Origin of the sequence: Oleidesulfovibrio alaskensis DSM 16109, assembly GCF_000482745.1 — a bacterium.
In the GTDB taxonomy this organism is placed as follows: domain Bacteria; phylum Desulfobacterota; class Desulfovibrionia; order Desulfovibrionales; family Desulfovibrionaceae; genus Oleidesulfovibrio; species Oleidesulfovibrio alaskensis.
Genome location: NZ_AXWQ01000013.1, coordinates 63,740 through 84,586, shown reverse-complemented (window position 1 = coordinate 84,586; position 20,847 = coordinate 63,740). Strand labels below are relative to the sequence as shown.

23 protein-coding genes are annotated in these 20,847 nt (G+C 59.6%); 13 read left to right on the top strand and 10 right to left on the bottom strand.

The window, feature by feature from the left end:
- Nucleotides 1-251 precede the first annotated feature (251 nt).
- A complete protein-coding gene (locus tag H586_RS0108685; RefSeq protein WP_011368511.1) occupies nt 252-644 on the bottom strand; it encodes a hypothetical protein in 393 nt (130 codons plus the stop codon).
- A 14-nt stretch (nt 645-658) separates the two neighbouring features.
- Nucleotides 659-946 (bottom strand): helix-turn-helix domain-containing protein, encoded by a 288-nt coding sequence (locus tag H586_RS0108680; protein WP_011368510.1) that lies wholly within the window; start codon nt 944-946, stop codon nt 659-661.
- 418 nt (nt 947-1,364) lie between these two features.
- Between H586_RS0108680 and H586_RS0108675 the strand changes: the two genes are divergently transcribed.
- From H586_RS0108675 to H586_RS0108645, 7 genes are all read left to right on the top strand, one after another.
- Complete coding sequence (locus H586_RS0108675) at nt 1,365-1,673, top strand: isoamylase early set domain-containing protein (RefSeq protein WP_027181843.1); 309 nt, start codon at nt 1,365-1,367, stop codon at nt 1,671-1,673.
- A gap of 182 nt (nt 1,674-1,855) precedes the next feature.
- Nucleotides 1,856-2,602: a hypothetical protein gene (locus tag H586_RS0108670; protein WP_011368508.1), complete on the top strand. Its 747-nt coding sequence runs from the start codon at nt 1,856-1,858 to the stop codon at nt 2,600-2,602.
- A 46-nt stretch (nt 2,603-2,648) separates the two neighbouring features.
- Nucleotides 2,649-3,407: a GGDEF domain-containing protein gene (locus H586_RS0108665; protein WP_011368507.1), complete on the top strand. Its 759-nt coding sequence runs from the start codon at nt 2,649-2,651 to the stop codon at nt 3,405-3,407.
- A 7-nt stretch (nt 3,408-3,414) separates the two neighbouring features.
- Nucleotides 3,415-4,185 carry a hypothetical protein gene (locus tag H586_RS0108660; RefSeq protein ID WP_011368506.1) on the top strand — a complete coding sequence of 257 codons (771 nt, stop codon included), beginning with the start codon at nt 3,415-3,417 and terminating at the stop codon, nt 4,183-4,185.
- A 351-nt stretch (nt 4,186-4,536) separates the two neighbouring features.
- Nucleotides 4,537-7,434, top strand: coding sequence for an insulinase family protein (locus tag H586_RS0108655; protein ID WP_027181841.1), 2,898 nt, complete (start codon nt 4,537-4,539; stop codon nt 7,432-7,434).
- 67 nt (nt 7,435-7,501) lie between these two features.
- Nucleotides 7,502-7,948, top strand: coding sequence for a Fur family transcriptional regulator (locus H586_RS0108650; RefSeq protein WP_011368504.1), 447 nt, complete (start codon nt 7,502-7,504; stop codon nt 7,946-7,948).
- A 98-nt stretch (nt 7,949-8,046) separates the two neighbouring features.
- Nucleotides 8,047-8,355 (top strand): Hpt domain-containing protein, encoded by a 309-nt coding sequence (locus H586_RS0108645; RefSeq protein WP_011368503.1) that lies wholly within the window; start codon nt 8,047-8,049, stop codon nt 8,353-8,355.
- Nucleotides 8,356-8,449: 94 nt separating this feature from the next.
- Here the strand turns inward: H586_RS0108645 and H586_RS0108640 are convergent, their stop codons facing one another.
- A complete protein-coding gene (locus H586_RS0108640) occupies nt 8,450-9,097 on the bottom strand; it encodes a response regulator (RefSeq protein WP_011368502.1) in 648 nt (215 codons plus the stop codon).
- A 258-nt stretch (nt 9,098-9,355) separates the two neighbouring features.
- Between H586_RS0108640 and H586_RS0108630 the strand changes: the two genes are divergently transcribed.
- The 4 genes from H586_RS0108630 (at nt 9,356) to feoB (ending at nt 12,551) form a co-directional block, all read left to right on the top strand.
- Complete coding sequence (locus H586_RS0108630) at nt 9,356-9,640, top strand: FeoA family protein (protein WP_011368501.1); 285 nt, start codon at nt 9,356-9,358, stop codon at nt 9,638-9,640.
- An 18-nt stretch (nt 9,641-9,658) separates the two neighbouring features.
- Nucleotides 9,659-9,853, top strand: coding sequence for a FeoB-associated Cys-rich membrane protein (locus tag H586_RS20955; RefSeq protein ID WP_011368500.1), 195 nt, complete (start codon nt 9,659-9,661; stop codon nt 9,851-9,853).
- Nucleotides 9,854-9,979: 126 nt separating this feature from the next.
- Nucleotides 9,980-10,216 (top strand): FeoA family protein, encoded by a 237-nt coding sequence (locus tag H586_RS0108620; RefSeq protein WP_011368499.1) that lies wholly within the window; start codon nt 9,980-9,982, stop codon nt 10,214-10,216.
- A gap of 157 nt (nt 10,217-10,373) precedes the next feature.
- Nucleotides 10,374-12,551, top strand: coding sequence for a ferrous iron transport protein B (feoB, locus tag H586_RS0108615; RefSeq protein WP_011368498.1), 2,178 nt, complete (start codon nt 10,374-10,376; stop codon nt 12,549-12,551).
- A 140-nt stretch (nt 12,552-12,691) separates the two neighbouring features.
- Here feoB and H586_RS0108610 read toward each other — a convergent pair whose 3' ends face one another.
- Both H586_RS0108610 and H586_RS0108605 read right to left on the bottom strand, forming a co-directional pair.
- The gene (locus H586_RS0108610) at nt 12,692-13,114 is read right to left on the bottom strand and encodes an FKBP-type peptidyl-prolyl cis-trans isomerase (protein WP_011368497.1); all 423 of its coding nucleotides are present in this window, start codon (nt 13,112-13,114) and stop codon (nt 12,692-12,694) included.
- Nucleotides 13,115-13,256: 142 nt separating this feature from the next.
- Nucleotides 13,257-14,471 carry a M20 metallopeptidase family protein gene (locus tag H586_RS0108605; RefSeq protein WP_027181840.1) on the bottom strand — a complete coding sequence of 405 codons (1,215 nt, stop codon included), beginning with the start codon at nt 14,469-14,471 and terminating at the stop codon, nt 13,257-13,259.
- Nucleotides 14,472-14,720: 249 nt separating this feature from the next.
- Here H586_RS0108605 and H586_RS0108600 point away from each other — a divergent pair, with 249 nt between their 5' ends.
- Both H586_RS0108600 and lysA read left to right on the top strand, forming a co-directional pair.
- On the top strand, nt 14,721-15,464 hold the full coding sequence (locus H586_RS0108600; RefSeq protein WP_011368495.1) for a TrmB family transcriptional regulator: 744 nt from the start codon (nt 14,721-14,723) through the stop codon (nt 15,462-15,464).
- Nucleotides 15,464-16,768 carry a diaminopimelate decarboxylase gene (lysA, locus tag H586_RS0108595; protein WP_027181839.1) on the top strand — a complete coding sequence of 435 codons (1,305 nt, stop codon included), beginning with the start codon at nt 15,464-15,466 and terminating at the stop codon, nt 16,766-16,768. Before H586_RS0108600 ends, lysA begins: the two co-directional genes overlap by 1 nt.
- Here the strand turns inward: lysA and bioD are convergent.
- The 5 genes from bioD to H586_RS18710 are packed head-to-tail and all read right to left on the bottom strand — an operon-like array spanning nt 16,765 to nt 20,845.
- Nucleotides 16,765-17,481, bottom strand: coding sequence for a dethiobiotin synthase (bioD, locus tag H586_RS0108590; RefSeq protein WP_027181838.1), 717 nt, complete (start codon nt 17,479-17,481; stop codon nt 16,765-16,767). The two genes, lysA and bioD, sit on opposite strands and share 4 nt — an antisense overlap.
- Nucleotides 17,478-18,635 (bottom strand): aminotransferase class I/II-fold pyridoxal phosphate-dependent enzyme, encoded by a 1,158-nt coding sequence (locus H586_RS0108585; RefSeq protein ID WP_027181837.1) that lies wholly within the window; start codon nt 18,633-18,635, stop codon nt 17,478-17,480. Before H586_RS0108585 ends, bioD begins: the two co-directional genes overlap by 4 nt.
- Nucleotides 18,617-19,126, bottom strand: coding sequence for a hypothetical protein (locus H586_RS0108580; protein ID WP_027181836.1), 510 nt, complete (start codon nt 19,124-19,126; stop codon nt 18,617-18,619). Before H586_RS0108580 ends, H586_RS0108585 begins: the two co-directional genes overlap by 19 nt.
- Nucleotides 19,123-20,451 carry a beta-ketoacyl-[acyl-carrier-protein] synthase family protein gene (locus H586_RS18715; RefSeq protein ID WP_234702948.1) on the bottom strand — a complete coding sequence of 443 codons (1,329 nt, stop codon included), beginning with the start codon at nt 20,449-20,451 and terminating at the stop codon, nt 19,123-19,125. Before H586_RS18715 ends, H586_RS0108580 begins: the two co-directional genes overlap by 4 nt.
- Nucleotides 20,423-20,845 (bottom strand): acyl carrier protein, encoded by a 423-nt coding sequence (locus H586_RS18710; protein WP_011368489.1) that lies wholly within the window; start codon nt 20,843-20,845, stop codon nt 20,423-20,425. The genes H586_RS18715 and H586_RS18710 overlap by 29 nt, the downstream gene beginning before the upstream one ends.
- Nucleotides 20,846-20,847: the final 2 nt, after the last annotated feature.

The window sequence follows — 20,847 nt, the reverse complement described above, 5'->3', positions numbered from 1 at the left end:
CACGGGCACAAACTGGCACACGGTCGCGCGGCTTCGGGGGGCGGGGAATGTGCTCCGCGCGCATGTACAGGCCGCGTTTTCTTCAGAACGCAGGCGGTGGAACGGCACACGGCTTCAGCTGCGGATTTTCGACCGCAGTCCTTCAGTCGCAGTTCTACAGTCGCAGCTTTTCGGCCGCAGCTTTTAAGCGTGCGGCACCACAACAGACGGCCCTTTGCATACAAGGGGCCGACCGGCGTACCATCCGGTGATCAGGCGTTGGCAGCTTTGAGCGATTCTTCCAGCGCGGCAAAGAAATCCGTGCTCTGCTCGCTTTCCGTCAGGCCGCACAGACCGCGTACGGCCAGCATCAGCAGCTCCACGGGCACGGTGACGTCGTACAGGCCGTTGTTAATCCGGCAGACGCCCTCTTCCGCCTTCAGCAGGTAGACTCTGCGTTCTTTTCTGCGTCCGTCGCTGGTGACTATGGAATATACCTGCTGGTTCTGATCCGTCACATACAGCCGCTGACGGGTCATCATGCCTGTCTCTTCATCAAAATACGAACTTTCGGAGAACAGACGTCCGCGGAAGGTGATATCCGCTCCGGTATCGCTTTGCAGGGTCAGTTTTTCCATAACACCGTTGCCTTGGGTTGTACTCATGCCGCAACCTCCTCTTACGAAGTGGGCAGGGTCAGCTGCTCCGGACCTTTGGGTTTCTTCGGCTTTTCTTTGCGTGCAGGCTCGGGCGGGGCAGGCGCAGTGCCTTCGGGCGGCTCCTGTTCAAAAAGAGATCCTCCGCCTTTTGCCGTCCAGAAAGCTTCAAGATCGGCCCGGGAAATGCGGTACCCGCGTCCCAGCTGCGCGGCCCTCAGGCTGCCGTCTTTTATGGCGCGCCTGATGGTCTCTTTATGGCAGCTCAGAAGCTCTGCGGCTTCGCCTACTGTGAACGTTGTTTTTTTCATGGTCGGCAGCAGGGCTAAAGGTCGGCCTTTATTGACGGCAGACTGTCCGGGACAACGGTACCATTACTCAGTAACGCCGTTACCACTCTAAGTTAACTGGTGTCAACAAAGCTCAACCCGTATCAGGCACAGGCATGTCGGCAGCACTATATACGGCATAAGTATGTTTGCCGCAGTATGGCGCATGGTTAGGCACTGCACAGACTGCTGCGGGCTGCCTTGGGCGGTAAAGGGGGGCATTATTTTTTTATGGTTGGTGTCCATGGCACGCAATGAGGGAATCCGGAGTCTTTTTTTGCTTTGCGGCTGGACGCCGTGGTGTGTTTGGGCTGATAGTGGGATACGAAAAAAACCATTATTCGGAAACGGACAGGCGTGATACCGGTAAACCCTGGTCCATGCAATTCTGGAGGTCGGCATGTCACTTAGCAAACAGTTTCTGAAAACGAAGCCCCGTTGCAGGGTGCGCTTCCGTCTGCCCGCCGAAGCGGTTTCCGGCGTGCAGCATGTTGCCGTGGTGGGTGACTTTAACGGCTGGGATGAAACTTCCACCCCCATGAAGCGTCTCAAGGACGGTTCTTTTTCGGTTGAGGTGGGGCTGGAAACCGGGCGGCAGTATCAGTTCCGCTATCTGGCCGACGGTTCCCGGTGGCTTAATGACGATGCTGCGGATGCCTATGTCTGGTGCGAGTTTGCCCGCACAGAGAATTCCGTGGTGGAACTGTAGCACCCGCACTGCCTGCTTCTGCCCCGCGCGCAGCGGCACACATCCGGCCCCCATGCGGGGCCTTTTATTTTTTGCGGTATCCGGCTGAAAAAGCTTGAAAGACGACGCGGCAACACTATATGCTATGTAGTGCCGCAGGGTTTTTGTTCTGTCAGCTTTTAGCGATACAGCCGGGATGCTCCATGCACGAACACCGCGAAATTGATATTCTTGAAATGCCGCTGGAAGGTGTGGCCGCGTACTGGCTGGCGCTAAAAAAACTGGCGGGCGGCAGACGCAGCATGAAAGCGCTTTACAGCGAGGCGGAACATACCCCCGAGCCTTTTGTGCGTCATCTGCTGGAAATATGCTCCGGCTCCATGAGTGAGTCGCGCATACGGCTGCTGGCCACAGCGCGCGAAGAAACCGTGCTGTCCGAACTTGAGCGCCGTTATGACCTTATGCGTATAGCGCTGATGGATATCGCACAGGGGGAAAACCCCAGAAAAAGCATGGCCAAGATGGCGGCGCGTTTCCCCCGCTGCCCGCTTACGGAGCAGCGGGCCCTGTCGCTGGCGCATGAACTGCTTAAGCTGATGAGCGAGCGTGAAGCCGTGCAGGACAGATATTTTGATGTCAGCCACCGGCAGCAGGACGACAAGCTGATGGTCACGCTGCTTTTTTACGTGCTGCTTGCAAGACAGCAGGGCAAAGATGCCTGCCAGCCGTATCTTCCCGTCATAACTTCGACGTACTTTGTGGACGGTCTTGCGCTGGTTATCGATGGTATGGATGCTCCTTTTGTCCGTAAATGGCTGCGCGAGCACAAAATGGTGCTGCTGCGCGATGTGCAGGATAAAATGCGCATGTCCACGGAATTGTGCCTGGGTATCCGCGACAGGCTGGATTATGAAGACGTGTTCCGTATAGCACGGTCATGGATGCGCTGAACCGTGGCCGTCGGCAGGACGGCCCGCCCCGTTAGGAGACCGCACCATGCTGACGACCAGAGCCGTTTCGCTGTTGCAGGCCCTGCGCAGGCCCCTGCAGGGTGCCGCACTGGGGCTGGGTGCCCCTCTTGGCTGGTTTGTCATCAGGTGGTTGTGCGATATCCATCCTCAGCATCCGCTTTATGAACGCTGGCTGTTTGCCTACATGCTTGTGGGTACCGTGCTGGTATTCATGCTGTTCGGCCTTATCATCGGCAGGCACGAACGCCGGTTTGCCGGTCTCTGTCTTATCGATCCTCTCACTTCTCTTTTCAACAAGCGTCATTTTGATCTGCGGCTGGGGCAGGAAGTGGCCCGCCATCAGCGCGAGGACTCACCCATGTGTGTCATCATGCTCGATCTTGATCACTTCAAAAAAGTCAACGACACGCTGGGCCATCAGGCCGGTGACGTGGTGCTGATGGCTGTGGCTTCCACACTGCGTGGCTGTGTGCGCACCGAAGACGTGCTGGCGCGCGTGGGTGGCGAAGAATTTGCCGTGGTGGTGCCGCGTACGGACATGCACGGTGGCGCCGCGCTGGCGGAACGCATACGCGCGGCTGTGGAAGAGCAGATAATTCCTGTGGGCGGCGGACGCGAGACCACCATAAGGGTGTCGCTGGGCGTGGCCTGTATGGAAGCCGGATCGGTGCCTGTATTGCCTCATGACCTTATGGAACAAGCGGATGAGGCTTTGTACAGGGCCAAGGCAAACGGCAGAAACCGTGTGGAACTGGCCGCCCCCGCGGCGGAGAAAGGAGCGTGAAGCAGCCATGAAGCAGCGTGGCGACGCGGTGCTGGTGCTGGGATGCGGCAGCATGGTGCGTGAAGTGGGCAGCCGTCTGGGCGCATGTGGTGCTGATGTGCGGCTGGTGGAGGATGAAGGCGCCGCAGTGGAAGTGCTGCTCGGGGCACAACCCTGCCTTGTGGTGCTCGATTTCACTTCGGCGGCAGGGCAGGCGCTGCGGTTTTATGCAGCCTTGCGTACGGTATCTGTCAGTACGGTCAGAACAGAACTGCCGGTGGCCGCTCTGATGCCTGAATCCGGAACCGGCGCGGGAGAGCAGGTCGAACGGGCTGCTCCCGAAGGTTTTGTCTGTGTGCTGCAGGTTCCCCTTACTGCGGCGCAGCTGCAGGATTTGTGCGCATTGTATGAACGGATTTCGGGCGGGCAGCAGCCCCCGGCGGCCTGCGAGCCGGCAGATGACTGCATGGTCATGTCCGCAGTGCAGATTGCGGAGGATTTCGGACTGGAACCGGAGGATGTGACAACACTCTACCGCCGGATGATGATAACGCTGCCGCAGGAACTGGATAAGGGGTACAGAGCCGTCACCGAAGGCCGGCTGGCCGATGTGGCCGGTATCGCCCACAGTATGGCCGGTTCTTTTCTGGATATGGTTTCGTACGGACCCGCGCAGGTTGCCCGCCGTATAGAGCGGCAGGCCCGCTCGGGCGGTACGGCGGATCTGGAAGATCTGTGGTGCGAACTGGACAGGCAGTGCCGTTGTGTTATGCGTGTGATCAGCCGGCGGCTGGAATAGCTTTTTTGCACCGCGCAGTGCGTTGTCCGGCAGGTGCTGACGGTTTTCGCGCCACGGCAGTTCCGCCGGAATTCAGACTGGTTTTCATTATCATCGCTATGGGGTAGTGTGCCGGAACCGCCGTGCACGGTGCTGGTCTGCGCGCGGTACGGCGGGCTGCGCGGTGTTGCATTTTGCAGTGATCCTTGCTTTCCCCGCAGGGGTGCCTATATTCCGCTGGCGCGGTTGTGTCCGGCTGCCGGACATACGCCGCATGCGCTGCGCCGCAGGTATCTGCAGCTATTGTCATTAGTCTTGAACTGCCGCCCAGAGCGGAGTTTTTTTCGAGTATCCGGATACGGGAGGTTCACCTTGCACAAGCATGGTTTTACACTGGTAGAAGAACGCGAGATAAAAGAGCTTTCCAGCAGAGCGCGGTTGTGGCGGCACGATGCCACCGGTGCCGCGCTGCTTTCCATGTCCAACGACGACGAAAACAAGGTCTTCGGGGTGAGCTTCCGCACACCGCCGCACGATTCCACGGGTGTCGCGCATATTCTGGAGCACTCGGTCTTGTGCGGGTCAGAAAAATACCCTGTGAAAGAACCTTTTGTGGAATTGCTCAAAGGTTCTCTGCAGACGTTCCTCAATGCGTTCACCTATCCCGACAAAACGTGCTATCCGGTTGCCAGTACCAATCTGGCCGATTTTTACAACCTTGTGGACGTGTATCTGGACGCCGCGTTTTTCCCGCGGATCACTCCCGAAATATTTCAGCAGGAAGGCTGGCATTACGAGACGGCGCAGGACGGCACGCTGACCTACAAAGGCGTGGTCTTCAACGAGATGAAGGGCGTGTATTCGTCTGCTGAAAGCATTCTTGCCGAACGTTCGCAGCAGGCGCTTTTTCCTGACATAACCTACGGGCTCGATTCCGGAGGTAATCCGGAACATATTCCGGATCTGACGTATGAGGCGTTCAAGGCGTTTCATGAAACGTACTACCATCCTGCCAACGCACGTTTTTATTTCTGGGGCGATGATCCGGAAGACCGTCGTCTGGCCGTGCTGTCGCAGTTGCTGGACCGTTTCGGTCCGCTGGATGTTCAGTCCGAAGTGCCGCTGCAGCAGACATTTGATACGCCGAAACGTCTGGAAGTACCGTACGCCGCCGGTGCGGACAGCGACAGGCGGGGCATGATGACCGTCAACTGGCTGCTGCCGGAAACATCCGACGCGGAGACCAACTTTGCCCTGCAGATGCTTGACCACATTCTGGTGGGGTTGCCTGCCTCGCCGCTGCGCAAGGCGCTCATAGAGTCGGGACTGGGTGAAGATCTTGCCGGAGGCGGACTGGAAAATGAACTGCGGCAGCTGTATTTTTCCACCGGACTCAAAGGGATAGACCCCGCAGATGAGGAACAGATCAGCAGTCTGATTTTTTCGGTGCTGCGCGGGCTGGCCGAAGACGGCGTGCCTGCCGCCAGCATCGAGGCTGCCATGAACACGGTGGAATTCGATCTGCGCGAAAACAATACGGGCCGTTTTCCCGTGGGGCTGGCGGTGATGACCCGCGCGCTGACCACGTGGCTTTATGACGGCGATCCTTTTTCGCAGCTGGCATTTGAAAAGCCCGTCAACGCCATCAGGGCGCGTGTGGCCGCCGGTGAGCCCGTGTTTGAAAATCTTATCCGCCGCTGGCTGCTGGACAACACGCACAGGGCCACGGTGGTGCTGGTGCCTGCTGAAAACAGCGACAAAGCCCGTGCGGAAAGAGAAAAGTCGCGGCTGGCCGCTGTGCGTGCCTCGCTGGATGAGCAGGGGCTTGAGGCCGTGCGCGCCAATGCCGAAAAACTGCGCCGCATGCAGGAAGAACCTGATACTCCCGAGGCGCTGTCCACCATACCGCGGTTGGGGCTGCATGACCTTGCCGTCGTCAATACGCCCATACCGGCACAGGAATCGCCGCTGGACGGCATGCGTCTGATAACGCACGACATTGACGCCAAAGGTATTCTGTATGTCGATGCAGGGTTCAGCCTGAACAGGATTCCCGCGGGACTGGTGCCGCTGGTGCCGCTGCTGGGCAGGGCCATGGTGGAAATGGGCACATCGCGGTATGATTTTGTGGAGATGGGCATGCGCATAGCCTGCAAGACAGGCGGTATAGATGCCGACAGCGTGGTGCTGACCCGTGTGGACGACCGTACTCCCGATGCCCGTCTGTTTGTGCAGGGCAAGGCGACGCAGGCTAACGCCGCAGCGTTGTTTGAACTGATGCGCGATGTGCTGCTGGACGCGCAGCTTGACCAGAAAGAGCGCTTCCGGTCCATTCTGCTGGAAGAAAAAGCGCGTATGGAGCACCGTCTGGTACCTGCCGGACATATGGTGGTCATGTCGCGTCTGCGGTCGCATTTCGGCAAAAGCGGCTGGCTGGGTGAACAGATGGACGGTCTGGCTGCGCTGGAATACCTGCGCGAACTTGTGCGGCGTGTTGATGAAGACTGGAACGGCGTGCTGGCCGACCTGACGGCCGTCCGTCAGGCGCTGGTGGGCAGAGCCGGTGCGGTGCTCAACATGACGGGCAGCGGATCAACACTGGCAGCGGCCATGCCGCATGCATCGTCTTTTGCCGCTTCGCTGCCCGAAGGACAGGATGTACCCCCGGCCTGGTTTGCCGATATCCGTCCTGTGCATGAGGCACTGTGCGTCCCGTCGCAGGTTAACTACGTGGGCAAGGCGGCCGACCTTTACAGTCTGGGGTACCGGTATCACGGTTCGGCCAATGTGATTTTCAAGCATCTGCGCATGGCCTGGCTGTGGGACAAGGTGAGGGTGCAGGGCGGGGCCTACGGTGCTTTCTGCGCCTTTGACCGTGCAAGCGGTGTTCTGGCACAGGTGTCGTACCGCGACCCCAATCTGGAAGCCACGCTTGACGTGTATGACCGCAGCGCTGAATATCTGCGTTCGCTGTCTCTGACAAAGGATGAGCTGGTCACCTCGGTGGTGGGAGCCATCGGCGAACTGGACGCCCATATGCTGCCCCATGACCGCGGCATGGCATCGCTGGCGCGCACACTGACGGGTGATACGGAAGAACGCCGCCAGCAGATGCGTGATGAGATTCTGTCCACCACCCCCGAAGACTTTGTCCGCTTTGCCGATGTGCTGGCCGAGGCGGCCCGGACAGGCACTGTGTGCGTTCTGGGCGGGGCCGGAGTGGAAGAGGCTGCGGAGCGGAACGGCTGGGCAGTGAAGAGCATTATGTAATCCGCAAGGTTGCGTATTGTCAGTCTTGCGGATACTGTCCGGTCATACAGAGCCTCTGGAGTCGCCTATGAAAGATCCGTTACAGGTATTCACGGATTACATCGTTGCCAACGGCCTGAAAATGACCCCGCAACGGATGTTGATTGTGGATGTGTTTCTGCGGGAGGATGGCCACCTTACCACCGAGGAGTTGTACGAGAAGGTCAAGCGTGAAGACCCTTCCGTGGGACAGGCCACTGTGTACCGCACCATGAAGCTGCTCAGCGAATCGGGCATAGCCAAGGAAGTCCGCTTCGGCGACGGGGTGGCCAGGTATGAGCAGAAGTACGGCAGCAAGCACCATGACCATCTTATCTGCGAAACCTGCGGCAGAAATATCGAGGTGCTGGACGAGCACATTGAGCTGCTTCAGGAAGAGCTGGCCGCGAAACACGGCTTTGTGCTGACCAGCCACAGGATGTACCTGTACGGTGAGTGCAGAGAATGCCGTGACAAAAAAAAGAAGAAATCATAACGCCGCCCTGCGGGGCGCCGCGTGCCGTATAGCAGGGCGGGCCGGTTACCGGTCCGCCCTTTTGCACGGTACGCGGGCAGCTGAAAGGACAGGTATATATGCATACGGCTGTGACGCGGCAGGTGCCCGCCGCTTTGCATCATCTGCTGCCCGCCCTGCTGGATGAGGCCCGCAGGCTGCTGCGTGCCGTAACCGATGCCATGTCGGCCGGGGCTTTTCAGGACGGTGCGGATGCCGCTCATTCATTGAAAGGCGCCGCCATGCAATACGGATGGGTCGATATGGCGCAGGCGGCTTACGGGCTGGAACAGGCGCTGATTGTGCGGGACAGGCAGGAATGCATGCGTCATGCGGCGGTTGCGGGTGCCCTGCTGGATACAGCCTGCGAAGCGCTGGAAGCACGGTAATTTTTGCGGGTATCCCGCGATGCAGGGGGGCAAAGAAGGTTGCAGCCCGCGGTGGAGCGGGCGCGGCTGTATATTGTGCGGCGGGTGACGCGGCTCAGGGTTCCAGCAGACCGTACTCCATGGACAGCGTGGCCATCTCCGCGTTGCTGTTCACTCTCAGTTTACGTTTGAGGCTGGCTTTGTGTTTTTCCACGGTCTTGTGGCTGATGCACAGCTCCGCTGCGATTTCTTTGTTGCCCATGCCTCTGGCTATCAGCTTGAGCACCTGTTTTTCTCTGACAGATATCGTGTCGATGGGATTGGCGAAATCCATGGGGTCTGAACCCGCTAACGAGTCGATGAGCGACTGGGAAATGTCGGGGCTGATATACCGCCGTCCCTCAAGCACCGTCTGTATGGCGCCGACCAGTGTTTCACAGTTGCCGGTTTTCAGCATGTATCCGTCTGCCCCGGCATGAAGCGTGCGGAAAATGAGCGCGCTTTTGTTATGCGCGGTCAGGGCTATGACTTTTGTGCGGGGAAAACGGCGCTTGATTTCGCGTATGGCGTCTGCACCGTCCATGCGCGGCATGCCTATATCCATCAGCACCACGTCCGGAGCGCACCGCTCCACGACCTGCAGGGCCTCTATGCCGTCAGAGGCTTCTCCGGCAATACGGTACCCGGGGCAGCCGCCCAACAGCGCACGCACCCCTTCGCGGACAATGCCCATGTCCTCTACAATGACAACTGTTTTCGGCATATAAACATTCCTGTCTGTGAATTATCTGAAACCTAGGCAACTGTACCGTCTTTGTAAAGCCCTCACTTACTGCGTACCGGAGTGATGCGGCTGCATGTAAAAGCCGTATCTCGTGGCGTTGTTCGTTTCTTTTTTTACCTGAGAGCGGTGCGGCGGAGCAAAAAGACCGCGCGGCAGGACATCCTCCGAAAAGCTGAAAAGGAACTTGACAATCATTCTCATGCGGGATTAAGTGGAGCTCATTCAAGGGGATTAACTATGGGTTGTCAGTGTAAGCTGAATCAGGTTGCGGTTGGTGAAAAGGTACGTGTAAGCGCGCTGGGCGACTGCCCCAAAGCACGGGGCAGGCTGTGCGCGCTGGGGCTGACCCCCGGCACGGAAGTGGAAGTGTGCTCGCGCAACGGCGGCCCGCGTAATGGCGGACCCTGCAGCGTGAAAGTACGCAACTGCTGCGTTGTGCTGGGTAACGGCATGGCCGATCAGGTGCTGTGCGAACCCCTGTGCGATACCGCCGATGCCGACCGTGCTGCGGTGCACCCTTAACTAATCCGAGGAGTTGCTATGAACTGGGAGACAGCCGTTGTGGCGGTCATTGTGTTGCTGGCGGTGGTGTATCTGGTTTACAGGTACACGCGCAAGCGGTCCGGCGGATGCGGCTGCGGATGCAGCGGCGGATGCGGCAGCGGGCAGATAAAGGATATCAAAGGCAAGTCTTCTTCGCAGCACACCTGCTGCGGCGGAGCCAATCATAAATAGCAGGTTCAGGGACTGGGCCGGATGCGTGATGATGTCTCACACGCTTTTTTTACGGCCATTCGATGAGAAGGATTTTCAATTTCACACCCCTGACGCAGGCAGTCGCGGGGGGAAAAGGGGAACACAATGAGTCAGTCAATTCCGATGCGCCAGCTCAAGGTCGGGCAACGGGCCCGCATTGTTTCTGTAAGCGCAGGCGGAGAACTGGGCCGCCGCATACGTGATATGGGGCTGGTTGCCGGTGCGGAGCTTGAAATCATGGGCAGGGCTCCGCTGCAGGATCCGGTGGCGCTGCGTCTGAAAGGCTTCACCCTGTCGCTGCGCAACAACGAGGCAGACTACATCACAGTGGAAGCAGTGTAGCCGCACGGCTGCAAGGTGCAGGCATCGTCAGACGTCTGGTTGAACGTAAAACGGGTCGCGACACGGCAGCCTGCCGGAACAGGGGATGTTTCCGGCAGTTGCGGGGGCCGGAAGCTTCCGCGGTCCGGCTCAACAGTATGGGGAACAGGAATCAGGAATGAAAATTACTACCATTGCACTTGCCGGTAACCCGAACTCCGGCAAAACCACGGCTTTTAACGCACTGACAGGCGCCCGCCAGCATGTGGGCAACTATCCGGGCATCACCGTGGATAAAAAAGAGGGCAGAGTGCGCCTTGATGGACGGGAAGTGCACATCATCGACCTTCCGGGCACGTACTCTCTTACCGCCTATACGCAGGAAGAACTGGTTGCCCGCAGCTATGTGGTGGACGAACGCCCCGATGTGGTGGTGGACGTGCTCAACTCGGCTGCGCTTGAGCGTAACCTGTATCTTGCCGTGCAGTTTCTTGAAATGGGCGTACCCGTGGCGCTCGGGCTGAACATGATGGACGAAGCCCGCAAGCAGGGTATCGAGATTGACGTGGCCCGTCTTTCCAGAACTCTGGGTGTGCCCGTGCGCGAAACCGTTGCCCGTAGCGGCGAGGGCGTGAAAGAACTGCTTCAGGATGCCGTGGAATTCGGCGATTCCCGCAGCAAGCAGCCATGGACTCCGCTGGAGATTTCTTACGGGGCAGACATCGACCCTGTGCTGCGCGCCATGACTGCGCGTATCGAGTCGGAAAAATTTCTTGATAAATACCCCGCACGCTGGGTGGCCATCAAATATATCGAAGGCGACGAGGAAATGATGCGTCTCGGCCGTGATGCCGGTCCGCTGGCGCTGGAGCTGGAAGCGCAGGTCAAGGAAGTGGCCGACCACCTGCAGAGCACGCTCAATACATACCCCGAAGCTGTCATAGCCGACTACCGCTACGGGTTCATTGCTTCCGTGCTGCGTGACGGCGTGGTGAAGCGCCGCGACGAGATGACGGACCGTATTCAGTTTTCCGACCGTCTTGACAAAGTGCTTACCCATCAGCTGTTCGGCCCGCTGATCATGCTGGGGCTGCTGTACCTTATTTATGAAATTACCTTCGCCATCGGTGAAATTCCCATGGGCTGGGTGGAAGAAATGTTCGGCTGGCTTAACGAGACCGCCTCTGCCGCACTGCCCGACGGCCTGCTGAAATCGCTTATCGTATCCGGCATCATAGACGGCGTGGGCGGTGTCATGGGGTTTGTGCCGCTTATTCTGTTCATGTTCCTGCAGATCGCGTTTCTGGAAGACTCCGGCTACATGGCGCGTATCGCCTATATGCTGGACAGGGTCTTCCGCATGTTCGGCCTGCACGGCTGCTCGGTAATGCCGTTCATCGTTTCCGGCGGTATTGCCGGCGGTTGTGCCGTGCCCGGCGTTATGGCCACGCGCACCCTGCGCAGCCGCAAGGAAAAACTGGCCACGCTCATCACGGCGCCTTTCATGGCCTGCGGTGCAAAAGTGCCTGTATTCATTCTTTTTGTGGGTATTTTCTTTGCCGATAATGAAGCGGCTGTCATGTTCTCGCTGACGCTGGGCGGCTGGGTGGCGGCGCTGCTTGTGGCACGCCTGCTGCGCTCCACGCTTATCAAAGGCGAATCCACTCCCTTTGTCATGGAACTGCCTCCCTACCGTATTCCCACGCTGCGCGGACTGCTCATTCACACATGGGAGCGTACGTGGCAGTACATTAAAAAAGCGGGTACCGTTATTCTGGCCATTTCCATTCTGCTCTGGGTTGCCATGACCTTTCCGGAGCTGCCTGATACTCAGGTGGCGCAGTTTGAAAGCCAGCGGCAGCTTATAACCGGTCAGATGGAAGCAGCCGAGGCCGAAGGCCATGATGTGGCCCCCATGGAAGAAGCCCTTGCCGCAGTGGATGCGGAAGAAGCCATGGCCGGACTGCGGTACTCCGCAGCGGGACGTGTGGGCACTGCCATTGAATCCGTAACCTCTGTGGCCGGCTTTGACTGGCGTACCAACATTGCTCTGGTGGGCGGCATCGCGGCCAAGGAAGTTATCGTATCCACACTGGGCACCGCGTATTCACTGGGCGAGGTTGACCCCGAAGAAAGCGGCAGTCTGGCAGAACGCATAGCCAACGACCCGTCGTGGAATCCCGCCCGTGCGCTGGCGCTCATGCTCTTTGTGCTGCTGTACGCTCCGTGCTTTGTGGCTGTGGTAGCCATCAAGCAGGAGGCCGGTTCGTGGGGCTGGGCAGGGTTCAGCGTTGTCTTCAACACCATTCTGGCTTTTGCGGTGGCCACGGTGGTGTACCAGATAGGGTCGCTATAACTGCATCCCCCGCCGCATCATCATACCGGTAACCGGCCGGAGAGGTTCGCCTCTCCGGCCTTTTTTCCGTGCTGCAAAAAAAAGGGCGCCGCGGTATACACCGCGGCGCCCTGTCAAAGCCGCACGGGCGGCACTGAGGCTTAGAGAACTTCCATCACTTCTATTTCGAAGGTCAGGGATTCGCCGGCCAGCGGGTGGTTGGCGTCCAGCACGACCTGTTCGTCGGTTACGTCGGTGATGGTCACATCCATCATGCCTTCTTCAGTCTGCACCTGCAGCATCAGACCCACTTCGGGGGTGATGTGGTCGGGCACCTGCTCACGCGCAACGGCCAGAATGAGTTCGTCATTGGGCTCGCCGTAGGCGTCTTCGGGCTGGATGGTGGTCTTGGTGGTATCGCCAGCGGCAAGACCCATCAGAGCCGCTTCAAAACCGGGAATGAGCATACCTTCGCCCATGGTGAATTCCAGCGGTTCACGGTCGCGGGATGAGTCGAACACCGTGCCGTCATCAAGAGTTCCTGTATAGTGGACACGCACGGTGTCGCCGTTTTTGATTGCCATGTAAAAACTCCTTGCATGGTTTTTGGCATAAAGAAACATCGTCACCTTGGCTTGTTCAGCCATGAAAGTCAAAACGTTTCTTATGCTTCTGTGCGTGTCTCATGTGGCTTACAGCCTGTATTAACAGGCAAAGCCAAAGACCTCAGGCTGTGGCTGCCGGTTTGTCCAGCAGCAGCCGCAATGTGGCCCGGCAGAAAATTTCGATACCGTGGGCCAGTATGTGGTCGTGCACCTGAAAATGTGCGTTATGGGCCGGAGCGCAGCCTTCAAAGCCGCTGCCGATGAAGAAAAAGCACCCCGGAGCGCGTTGCAGAAAATACGCCATATCTTCGCCGCCCATGCTCTGCTCATGGCGGTCCGGACAGGTGACCCCGTCTGTATGCGCGGCAGCCTGACGGACTATGTCCGTCACTGTTGCGTTGTTGACCACGGCAGGGTAGCCGGGGCTGAACAGTATATCTGCGGTGGCGCCCATGGAGCTGCACACACCTTGCGTGACCTGCCGCAGCAGCGGTTCCCACTGTTTGCGGATGTCCGCATCGAAAGTGCGCAGCGTGCCGCTGATAAAGGCTTCGCCGGGAATGACGTTGAATGCGGTTCCCGCATTGAACTGCCCTACGGTGAGCAGCGCGGGTTTGAGCGGGTCGACCTTGCGGCTGATGATGCGCTGCATGGCCGAAACAACCTGCGTGGCGGTTTCAAGTGCATCCACGCAATGGTGCGGTTTGGCGGCGTGGCCTCCGCGGCCTCTGATGGTTATGTCAAACCTGTCCATGGCGGCCATAACCGGACCGGAGCAGGCCGATACTGTGCCTTCGGGCAGCGTGGGCCATACATGCGCCCCCAGACAGTAATCCACGGCGGGATTTTGCATCACACCGGCTTCAATCATGGGCTTTGCTCCGCCGGGGTATTCTTCGGCAGGCTGAAAGATCAGCTTGACGGCACCGCACATGCCGCTGTGCGGCTCGTCCGCCAGGTGCCGCAATATGCCCGCCGCCCCGAGCAGCATGGCCATATGGCAGTCGTGACCGCAGGCATGCATGAAGCCGTCATGGGCGGACCTGAACGGCACATCGGCCAGTTCTGTCACCGGCAGCGCATCCATGTCCGCGCGCAGCAGCACGGTGGGACCGGGCCGTCCGGTGTCGATGATGCCGCAGATGCCGTGACCGGCAATGCCCGTGCTGTGCGTTATGCCCAGAGATTCGAGGCAGGCGGAAACATAGCGGGCGGTTTTTTCTTCGGCCTGCCCGGGTTCGGGTATGCGGTGCAGGTCGTGCCGCCAGCTGATGACCTGTGGCAGTATGGCGGCAGTCTGTGCGGCTATGGTGCTTTCATGTACGGGGTGTTGCATTGTACCATCCTTTGTTTGCGCGTTGCCGTGCACGGCAGGCTGCTGTTTACGCTAAAAAAAGTAAGTCTCCGCGTAAAGGGGTGGCTGCCGCGTTGCCCGGCAGGCCGAGGCGGCGTACACTGTCTGGCCGGTTGCGGCCGGGCATGCCTCCGGCCGCAGGGTGTTTTTTTGCAGACCGGATATTGACAACCGGGTTCAGGGTAATTAGTAGTACTAAATAGTACCACGTTAGGCGTGGCAGGAAATTGCATGGATAGCGAAATCATAAAGGCTCTTAAGCGGTTCGGGTTTACCCAGCAGGAATCCATCATGTACGTGACGCTGTGCAGGCACGGTGCGCTTACAGGATATGAGGCGGCAAAGCTGGCGGGCATATCGCGTTCCAACGCATATGCGGCGTTATCCAGTCTGGTGGAAAAGGGCGGGGCCGTGGTGGCCAGCGACGACACCAGCAAGTATGTGCCCACACCCCGCAAGGAGCTGCTGGTCACCATACGCAGGCACTGTGACGAGACTCTGGAGTTTCTCGAACAGCATCTGCCCGAAGAGCAGCCGGTGGAAATGCCCTACCTGACGGTGACGGGGTATCAGAACACCATGGATAAAGTGCGCAACATGCTGCGTCTGGCGCAGTTGCGCGTGTATATTTCGATGCATTCGGGCAATGCCGCGCAGCTGAAGGAAGACATGGCCGCCTGTGCCGCCCGCGGACTCAAGGTGGTTATTCTGTCGGATGCCGACCCGCAGATTTCCGGAGCCATTTTTATGCATAATGCCGCGGGTACGGGGCATATCAAGCTTATTGCCGACACGCGCGAAGTGATTACCGGCGTGGTGGATCAGGCCGCCAGAACAGGGCAGTGTCTGTACTCCGCCAACGAGCATCTGGTGTATCTGATGCGCGAGGCGCTGCTGAATGAAATTGAACTTATCAAGATCCGGTCCGGCATGAGCGGTGCAGAACCGGAGGAGAGTCCCACAAGGGGGAAATAATGTCGAACGTTCGTTCCGCCGTGACAGATGAACTGGATTTTTACGGGCTTTCCACACCCATGGAGCTGGTGGAAACCTATGGCAGCCCGCTGTACGTGTATAATGAAAACGTACTGCGCCGCAGATGCCGCGAATTGAAAGGGTTGAGCAGTCATCCGGGGTTCCGGGTCAATTATTCGGCCAAGGCCAATGCCAATCTTTCGCTGCTGCGCATTATCCGTTCCGAAGGACTGGTGGTGGATGCCATGTCTCCCGGCGAAATCGCCATGCATCTTGCGGCGGGATTCACGCCCGACGAAATAACCTACGTCTGCAACAACGTTTCTGCCGAAGAACTGCGCAATGCTGTCGATCACGGTCTGCTGGTCAGCGTGGACTCTCTGTCGCAGCTTGATCTGCTGGGGCAGGTGAACCCCGGCGGCAAGGTGATGATCCGCATCAATCCAGGCATCGGCGCGGGACACCACAAAAAGGTTGTCACCGGCGGCAAGGAAACGAAATTCGGCATAGGGCCGGACGACGGCGATGCCGTGCGCCGCATTCTCAAGCGGCACAACCTGACTCTTGCAGGGCTTAACCAGCACATCGGTTCGCTGTTCATGGAGCCGGACAGCTACTTGGAAGCCGTGGAGTTTCTTCTGCGCGAGGCGGAACAGTGGGATTCGCTGGAGGTCATCGACTTCGGCGGAGGATTCGGCATTCCGTACCGCAAATATGAAAAACAGCCCCGGCTGGACATGGAAGCCACGGGCCGCATGCTGGATGACTGCATCGGCAGATGGGCGGAACGCACGGGATACAACGGACGCTTTATGATCGAGCCGGGCCGCTATGTGACCGCTGAGTGCGGCGTGGTACTGGGTACCGTGCATGCCGTCAAAAACAACGGCGAACGCCGCTTTGCCGGTACAGATCTCGGGTTCAACGTTCTGCAGCGTCCGGTCATGTACGACGCTTTTCATGATGTGGAGATATACCGCGAAGACGGTGTTCCGCAGCAGGAAACCATGCAGCAGACCATCGTGGGCAATATCTGCGAATCAGGCGATATCATGGCTGCCGCCCGCGACCTGCCCGAGATACAGGAAGGCGACATCATCGCCATGCTGGATGCCGGAGCCTACGGTTTTGCCATGAGTTCCAGCTACAATCAGCGTCTGCGTCCGGCCGAAGTGCTGGTGGACAAAGACGGCCGCGACCGGCTTATCCGCCGCCGCGAAACTCTGGACGACCTGCTGGCCTGCTTTCCGGAGCATGCGGAAAAGACCGGCGGGTCTGTGCGGGTGGCAGGCGGACGGGGCTAAAGCATCCCGTCCACAAGCCGCTCCACGACGGCCAGAGCCTGCGGGGGCGGTGAATGAAAATCAGAAATATGCGGCACAACGCCGCTGACGGATATTCCGGAAAATGCGGACACGGCGTCCATGTTTTCCTGAATCATGGCTGCGGGCGTGGGTTCATCCCTTGCCTCGACAAACACAATCCCTGCCGGTTTTATGTTCCGCAGCCTGAGCACCTCCAGTGAAAGGAGCGTATGGTTGATGGTGCCCAGCCCCGTGCGGGCCACCAGTACGGGCCGCATGCCCGACTGTTCGATAATATCGATAACGGTGGCGTGCGGGGTTACCGGTACCAGCAGCCCGCCTGCTCCTTCCGCCACGAGGGGCGCCTTTTCCCTGCGCAGGGATGCCAGCCTGCGCAAGACGGTTTCCGCCTCTATGCCGCGGCCTTCGTCGCGTGCGGCATAGAGCGGAGCCTTGGGAGACTTGAAGCACAGCCCCGTGGAATGTTCCGGCGCAATGTTCCGCAGCGGCTCATGATAGTTATGGATGAAACGGGCGTCACTGTCCGCATCCGAGGGAGAAATACAGCCGGTCTGCAGCGGTTTGAAGTAACGGGGCATGTGCCCGCGCCCGTGCAGAACTTTAAGCAGCAGCAGGCTGACCACGGTTTTTCCCGCACCGGTGTCCGTTCCTGTGACAAACAGGTGCAGGGGCATCGGTTCACGATGATTCATACAATACCTCGCAGGATCGTCGTAAGGCTCCGCACGCATACCTCTACGTCGCGGGCCGAATGCAGAGCCGTCATGCCCAGACGTATGACGGCTCTTCGTGCGGGCACGGTGGGGTGCCGTGCCGCCAGTGCCAGAATACCGTGCTGCCGCAGCGCGGCAGCTGTCCGGCTTGTCAGTGCTTCGTCGCCTGTTTCCAGCGTGATGATGTGCGCTGTGCCGTGCACAGGCAGCCCCAGCCCCTGCAGTTCCGTCCGCATGAGACGGCTCAGCCGGGCCACACGGTCGCGTTGTTCCTCCATGCGTGCAATGCGCCGGGGCAGCATGGCCGCGCATGCGGCGTGCGCGTCGGGCAGTGCCGTGGAGTGAATGAAGGGCGACGCCAGATTGCACAGCAATTCTGTTCCGCCGCGCGGCAGCAGAATGAATGCACCGAACAGTCCCAGCGCTTTTCCCAGCGTGCCCACAGCCATGTCGGCACTGCCGGTTGCCAGCCCTCTGCCTTCTGTGCCCAGCACGCCGAAGGCGTGCGCCTCGTCTGCCACCAGTATGGCGTTATGCCGTTCCTTGATCCGGTGCAGTGCGGCAAAGTCCGGACTGTCGCCGTCCATACTGTACAGCGATTCCACCAGAATAACTTTTGTGCCCGTACTGTCCGGCTTGTCCGTTTTTTCCAGCCTGCGGGCAAGGTGCCGTGTATCGTTGTGGCGGAAACCGCAGGGCGTTGCGGCACCGGCGCGTACGGCTGCTGCAGTGCTGGCATGGATGCGTTTGTCGTACAGCACTGTATCGCCGCAAAAGGCCAGCGCCTGCAGCAGGGCCAGATTGGCCTGATAACCGCTGGGCAGCAGCACGCATTCCGCATAGCCGAAATATTCGGCAAGTGATTCTTCGGCGGCCCTGATGGTGCGCGAGTGCCCCCCCGCCAGAGCCGAAGCAGAGGCGGACGGGGGATGCTGTGCAAAGCAGCGGGCCACCTGAGCCTGCCAGTCTGTATCCGCTGCCAGTCCCAGATAGTCGTTTGAGGCAAAATTCAACAGTTGCCTGCCGTCCACGGTCACCCATTTTCCCTGACGGGATTCCTGACAGATGCGTCTGCGGTACAGTCCTGCGGCCGTCAGTGCCCGCAACCGCGCGTTCAATGCCGCGTAAGCCATGCGAAAAGCTCCCTGTAACGCTTCTGCAGCCGGTCAGCTGAAAATCTGTCGTCATAGGGCAGGGTGCCGGTAAGCAGTATTCCCTGCACGGTGCGGGCACCCAGCTGCATTTGCACGGTGTATTCAAATGCGTGCCTGCTGTCCGAACCGGTGCGTGATGTCAGCAGCACATGCACCGGTGCGGTTGCCCCTGCGGGCAGGTCGGCGGCAGAAAGGCGTATATGGGGCATGCGCCGTACCGAGAGCAGAAATGCGTGGCAGGAAAAACCGCACAGCCAGCGGGTGTGCAGCGCGGCAAACTGGGCCAGTGCTTCAGTCATGAACCATGGCTCGCCGGAATGCCCGCCCCCGCGTACTGTCCCCCGTATGCTGCTGCTGCAGACCGCACTTACCGCGGCGGGTACAACGAACAGGGCCGTGGCCGGCGTATGGAGCGTTTCCGGCGCCGGAGCGGCGTTGCAGCGCAGCGTGATAGTGTTTTTATGTTTCATGCCGGTATATTGTCATCCTGTATTGCCGCGGCGGTTGATGCGCGGAAGGGACGTACCGCCAGCGCGGCGTTCTGGCCGCCGAACCCGAAGCTCTGCAGAAGCGTCAGGGCGGAAAGCTTTTCCGGACGTCCGGCAGCGTACAGCTCTGCAGCGGTGCACGGCTGAATGCGGCGGACAAACGAGAGACTGTCGCACAGCGGAGCCTGCAGGTTGCGCACGGGGGGCAGAAAACCGTGCCGGGCACAGGCCAGCAGTACGGCCAGTTCCACGGCACCGCAGGCAGAGGCGCAGTGTCCTGTCCATGATTTGAGGGCAAGAACCGGCGGCCGGTGTCCGGTCGGGGCAAAAAGCCGCGTGAGCATGACTGATTCGGCGGTGTCGTTGCGCAGCGTGCCCGTACCGTGTGCACAGACGGCGGTCACATCGGCCGGTCCGGCCCCTGCTTCGTGCAGAGCGGTTCTGACAGCCTGTTCCGCGTGCATGCCCTGCGGGTGCGGTGCGGTCATGGCGTGGCCGTCCATGCTGCAGCCGTATCCGCATACTTCAGCCAGCGGAACAGCGCCGCGTTTTTGCGCATGGTCCAGCGATTCCAGTACAAAAAAAGCGGCTCCTTCACCTGCGGCAAATCCCTGCCGACCGGTGTCAAAGGGCCTGCATGCCGCTGCTGCTGCGGCATGAGTGTCTTCAGAACACGGAGCCAGTGCGCCCGCCTTGGCATAGGCCAAAAGGCCGCCGTATGACAGGCGCGAATCGCCTCCGCCGGCCAGCGCCACAGGCAGTACCCCGTGGCGGATGCGGCGGAAGGCCTCTCCCACTGCCTGCAGCGAGGCCGCGCAGGCAGTACCGGTCACCAGACTTTCGCCGCGGGCGCCCAGCAACTGGCTGATGGCCGAAGCTGCCGTGTTGGGCAGATAGCGCAGCATCCATAAGGCACAAAGCGTATCATGCCGTTGCGGAAGATGCTGCGGCTGTGCGTAGTCGCTGTCCATATCCAGATGCGGACCGCTTCCGGCGAATATTCCGCAGTATCCGGGCAGACCCGCAGCAAAACCGGCAGCACCGGCAGCCTGACGTGCGGCATGCACGGCCATGGCCGCACCGCGGTTAAGATAGCGCCGGTGCCGCCAGCCCCGCAGTGCATCGTCGGCATCGAACTGCGCCGGTGCCTGTGCATACCCCGCCGGCACGGAAGTAGGTTCAAATACGGTGCGGCCGGTCATCACCGACTGCCGGATGTCCTGCGGTGTATGCCCCAGCGGGGTGACGGCACCGGCGCCGGTGATGACCACCCTGCGTTCAGCCTGCATGGCTCGGAGCCTTTTCATGCTGTCCGGCGCGCAGGGCGTGCAGCACGTAATCCGCAATATCCTGTACGCTCAGCACGGGCCCATCATCCAGTGTGCGGAGTATGCAGGCCACGCGGTCGCAGCTCAGGTGAGGATACCGTCCTGCCATCATTTTGTACGGGTCAGCATCTGCATGCCGGGCTTCTTCAAGGTGCACGCGCAGTGAGGTGAGAAACACCGTGTCGTCGGCGACCGGTATGCCGAATGCCGCATTGAGCCCCACGCCGAATTCGAGCAGATCGATGGATTCGGTTTCAAGATCGCGTAATACGCGGGTTTCCGGAGTGATGGTGTGCGGCGGAATATCGAGAACTTCCGCGATGATGCCGATGACCCGTTCTGTCACGGCGCAGGGGGCGGTCTGCTGAGTCATGC

Bases quoted from the DNA above. Each gene is read 5' to 3' on its own strand.
- H586_RS18710 (WP_011368489.1), bottom strand. From the start codon at position 20,845: ATGACTCAGCAGACCGCCCCCTGCGCCGTGACAGAACGGGTCATCGGC.
- bioD (WP_027181838.1), bottom strand. From the start codon at position 17,481: ATGAATCATCGTGAACCGATGCCCCTGCACCTGTTTGTCACAGGAACG.
- H586_RS20955 (WP_011368500.1), top strand. From the start codon at position 9,659: ATGAACTGGGAGACAGCCGTTGTGGCGGTCATTGTGTTGCTGGCGGTG.
- H586_RS18715 (WP_234702948.1), bottom strand. From the start codon at position 20,451: ATGAAAAGGCTCCGAGCCATGCAGGCTGAACGCAGGGTGGTCATCACC.
- feoB (WP_011368498.1), top strand. From the start codon at position 10,374: ATGAAAATTACTACCATTGCACTTGCCGGTAACCCGAACTCCGGCAAA.
- H586_RS0108680 (WP_011368510.1), bottom strand. From the start codon at position 946: ATGAAAAAAACAACGTTCACAGTAGGCGAAGCCGCAGAGCTTCTGAGC.
- H586_RS0108610 (WP_011368497.1), bottom strand. From the start codon at position 13,114: ATGGCAATCAAAAACGGCGACACCGTGCGTGTCCACTATACAGGAACT.
- H586_RS0108585 (WP_027181837.1), bottom strand. From the start codon at position 18,635: ATGGCTTACGCGGCATTGAACGCGCGGTTGCGGGCACTGACGGCCGCA.
- H586_RS0108600 (WP_011368495.1), top strand. From the start codon at position 14,721: ATGGATAGCGAAATCATAAAGGCTCTTAAGCGGTTCGGGTTTACCCAG.
- H586_RS0108685 (WP_011368511.1), bottom strand. From the start codon at position 644: ATGAGTACAACCCAAGGCAACGGTGTTATGGAAAAACTGACCCTGCAA.
- H586_RS0108665 (WP_011368507.1), top strand. From the start codon at position 2,649: ATGCTGACGACCAGAGCCGTTTCGCTGTTGCAGGCCCTGCGCAGGCCC.
- H586_RS0108630 (WP_011368501.1), top strand. From the start codon at position 9,356: ATGGGTTGTCAGTGTAAGCTGAATCAGGTTGCGGTTGGTGAAAAGGTA.
- H586_RS0108670 (WP_011368508.1), top strand. From the start codon at position 1,856: ATGCACGAACACCGCGAAATTGATATTCTTGAAATGCCGCTGGAAGGT.
- H586_RS0108650 (WP_011368504.1), top strand. From the start codon at position 7,502: ATGAAAGATCCGTTACAGGTATTCACGGATTACATCGTTGCCAACGGC.
- H586_RS0108645 (WP_011368503.1), top strand. From the start codon at position 8,047: ATGCATACGGCTGTGACGCGGCAGGTGCCCGCCGCTTTGCATCATCTG.
- lysA (WP_027181839.1), top strand. From the start codon at position 15,464: ATGTCGAACGTTCGTTCCGCCGTGACAGATGAACTGGATTTTTACGGG.
- H586_RS0108640 (WP_011368502.1), bottom strand. From the start codon at position 9,097: ATGCCGAAAACAGTTGTCATTGTAGAGGACATGGGCATTGTCCGCGAA.
- H586_RS0108620 (WP_011368499.1), top strand. From the start codon at position 9,980: ATGAGTCAGTCAATTCCGATGCGCCAGCTCAAGGTCGGGCAACGGGCC.
- H586_RS0108605 (WP_027181840.1), bottom strand. From the start codon at position 14,471: ATGCAACACCCCGTACATGAAAGCACCATAGCCGCACAGACTGCCGCC.
- H586_RS0108660 (WP_011368506.1), top strand. From the start codon at position 3,415: ATGAAGCAGCGTGGCGACGCGGTGCTGGTGCTGGGATGCGGCAGCATG.
- H586_RS0108580 (WP_027181836.1), bottom strand. From the start codon at position 19,126: ATGAAACATAAAAACACTATCACGCTGCGCTGCAACGCCGCTCCGGCG.
- H586_RS0108675 (WP_027181843.1), top strand. From the start codon at position 1,365: ATGTCACTTAGCAAACAGTTTCTGAAAACGAAGCCCCGTTGCAGGGTG.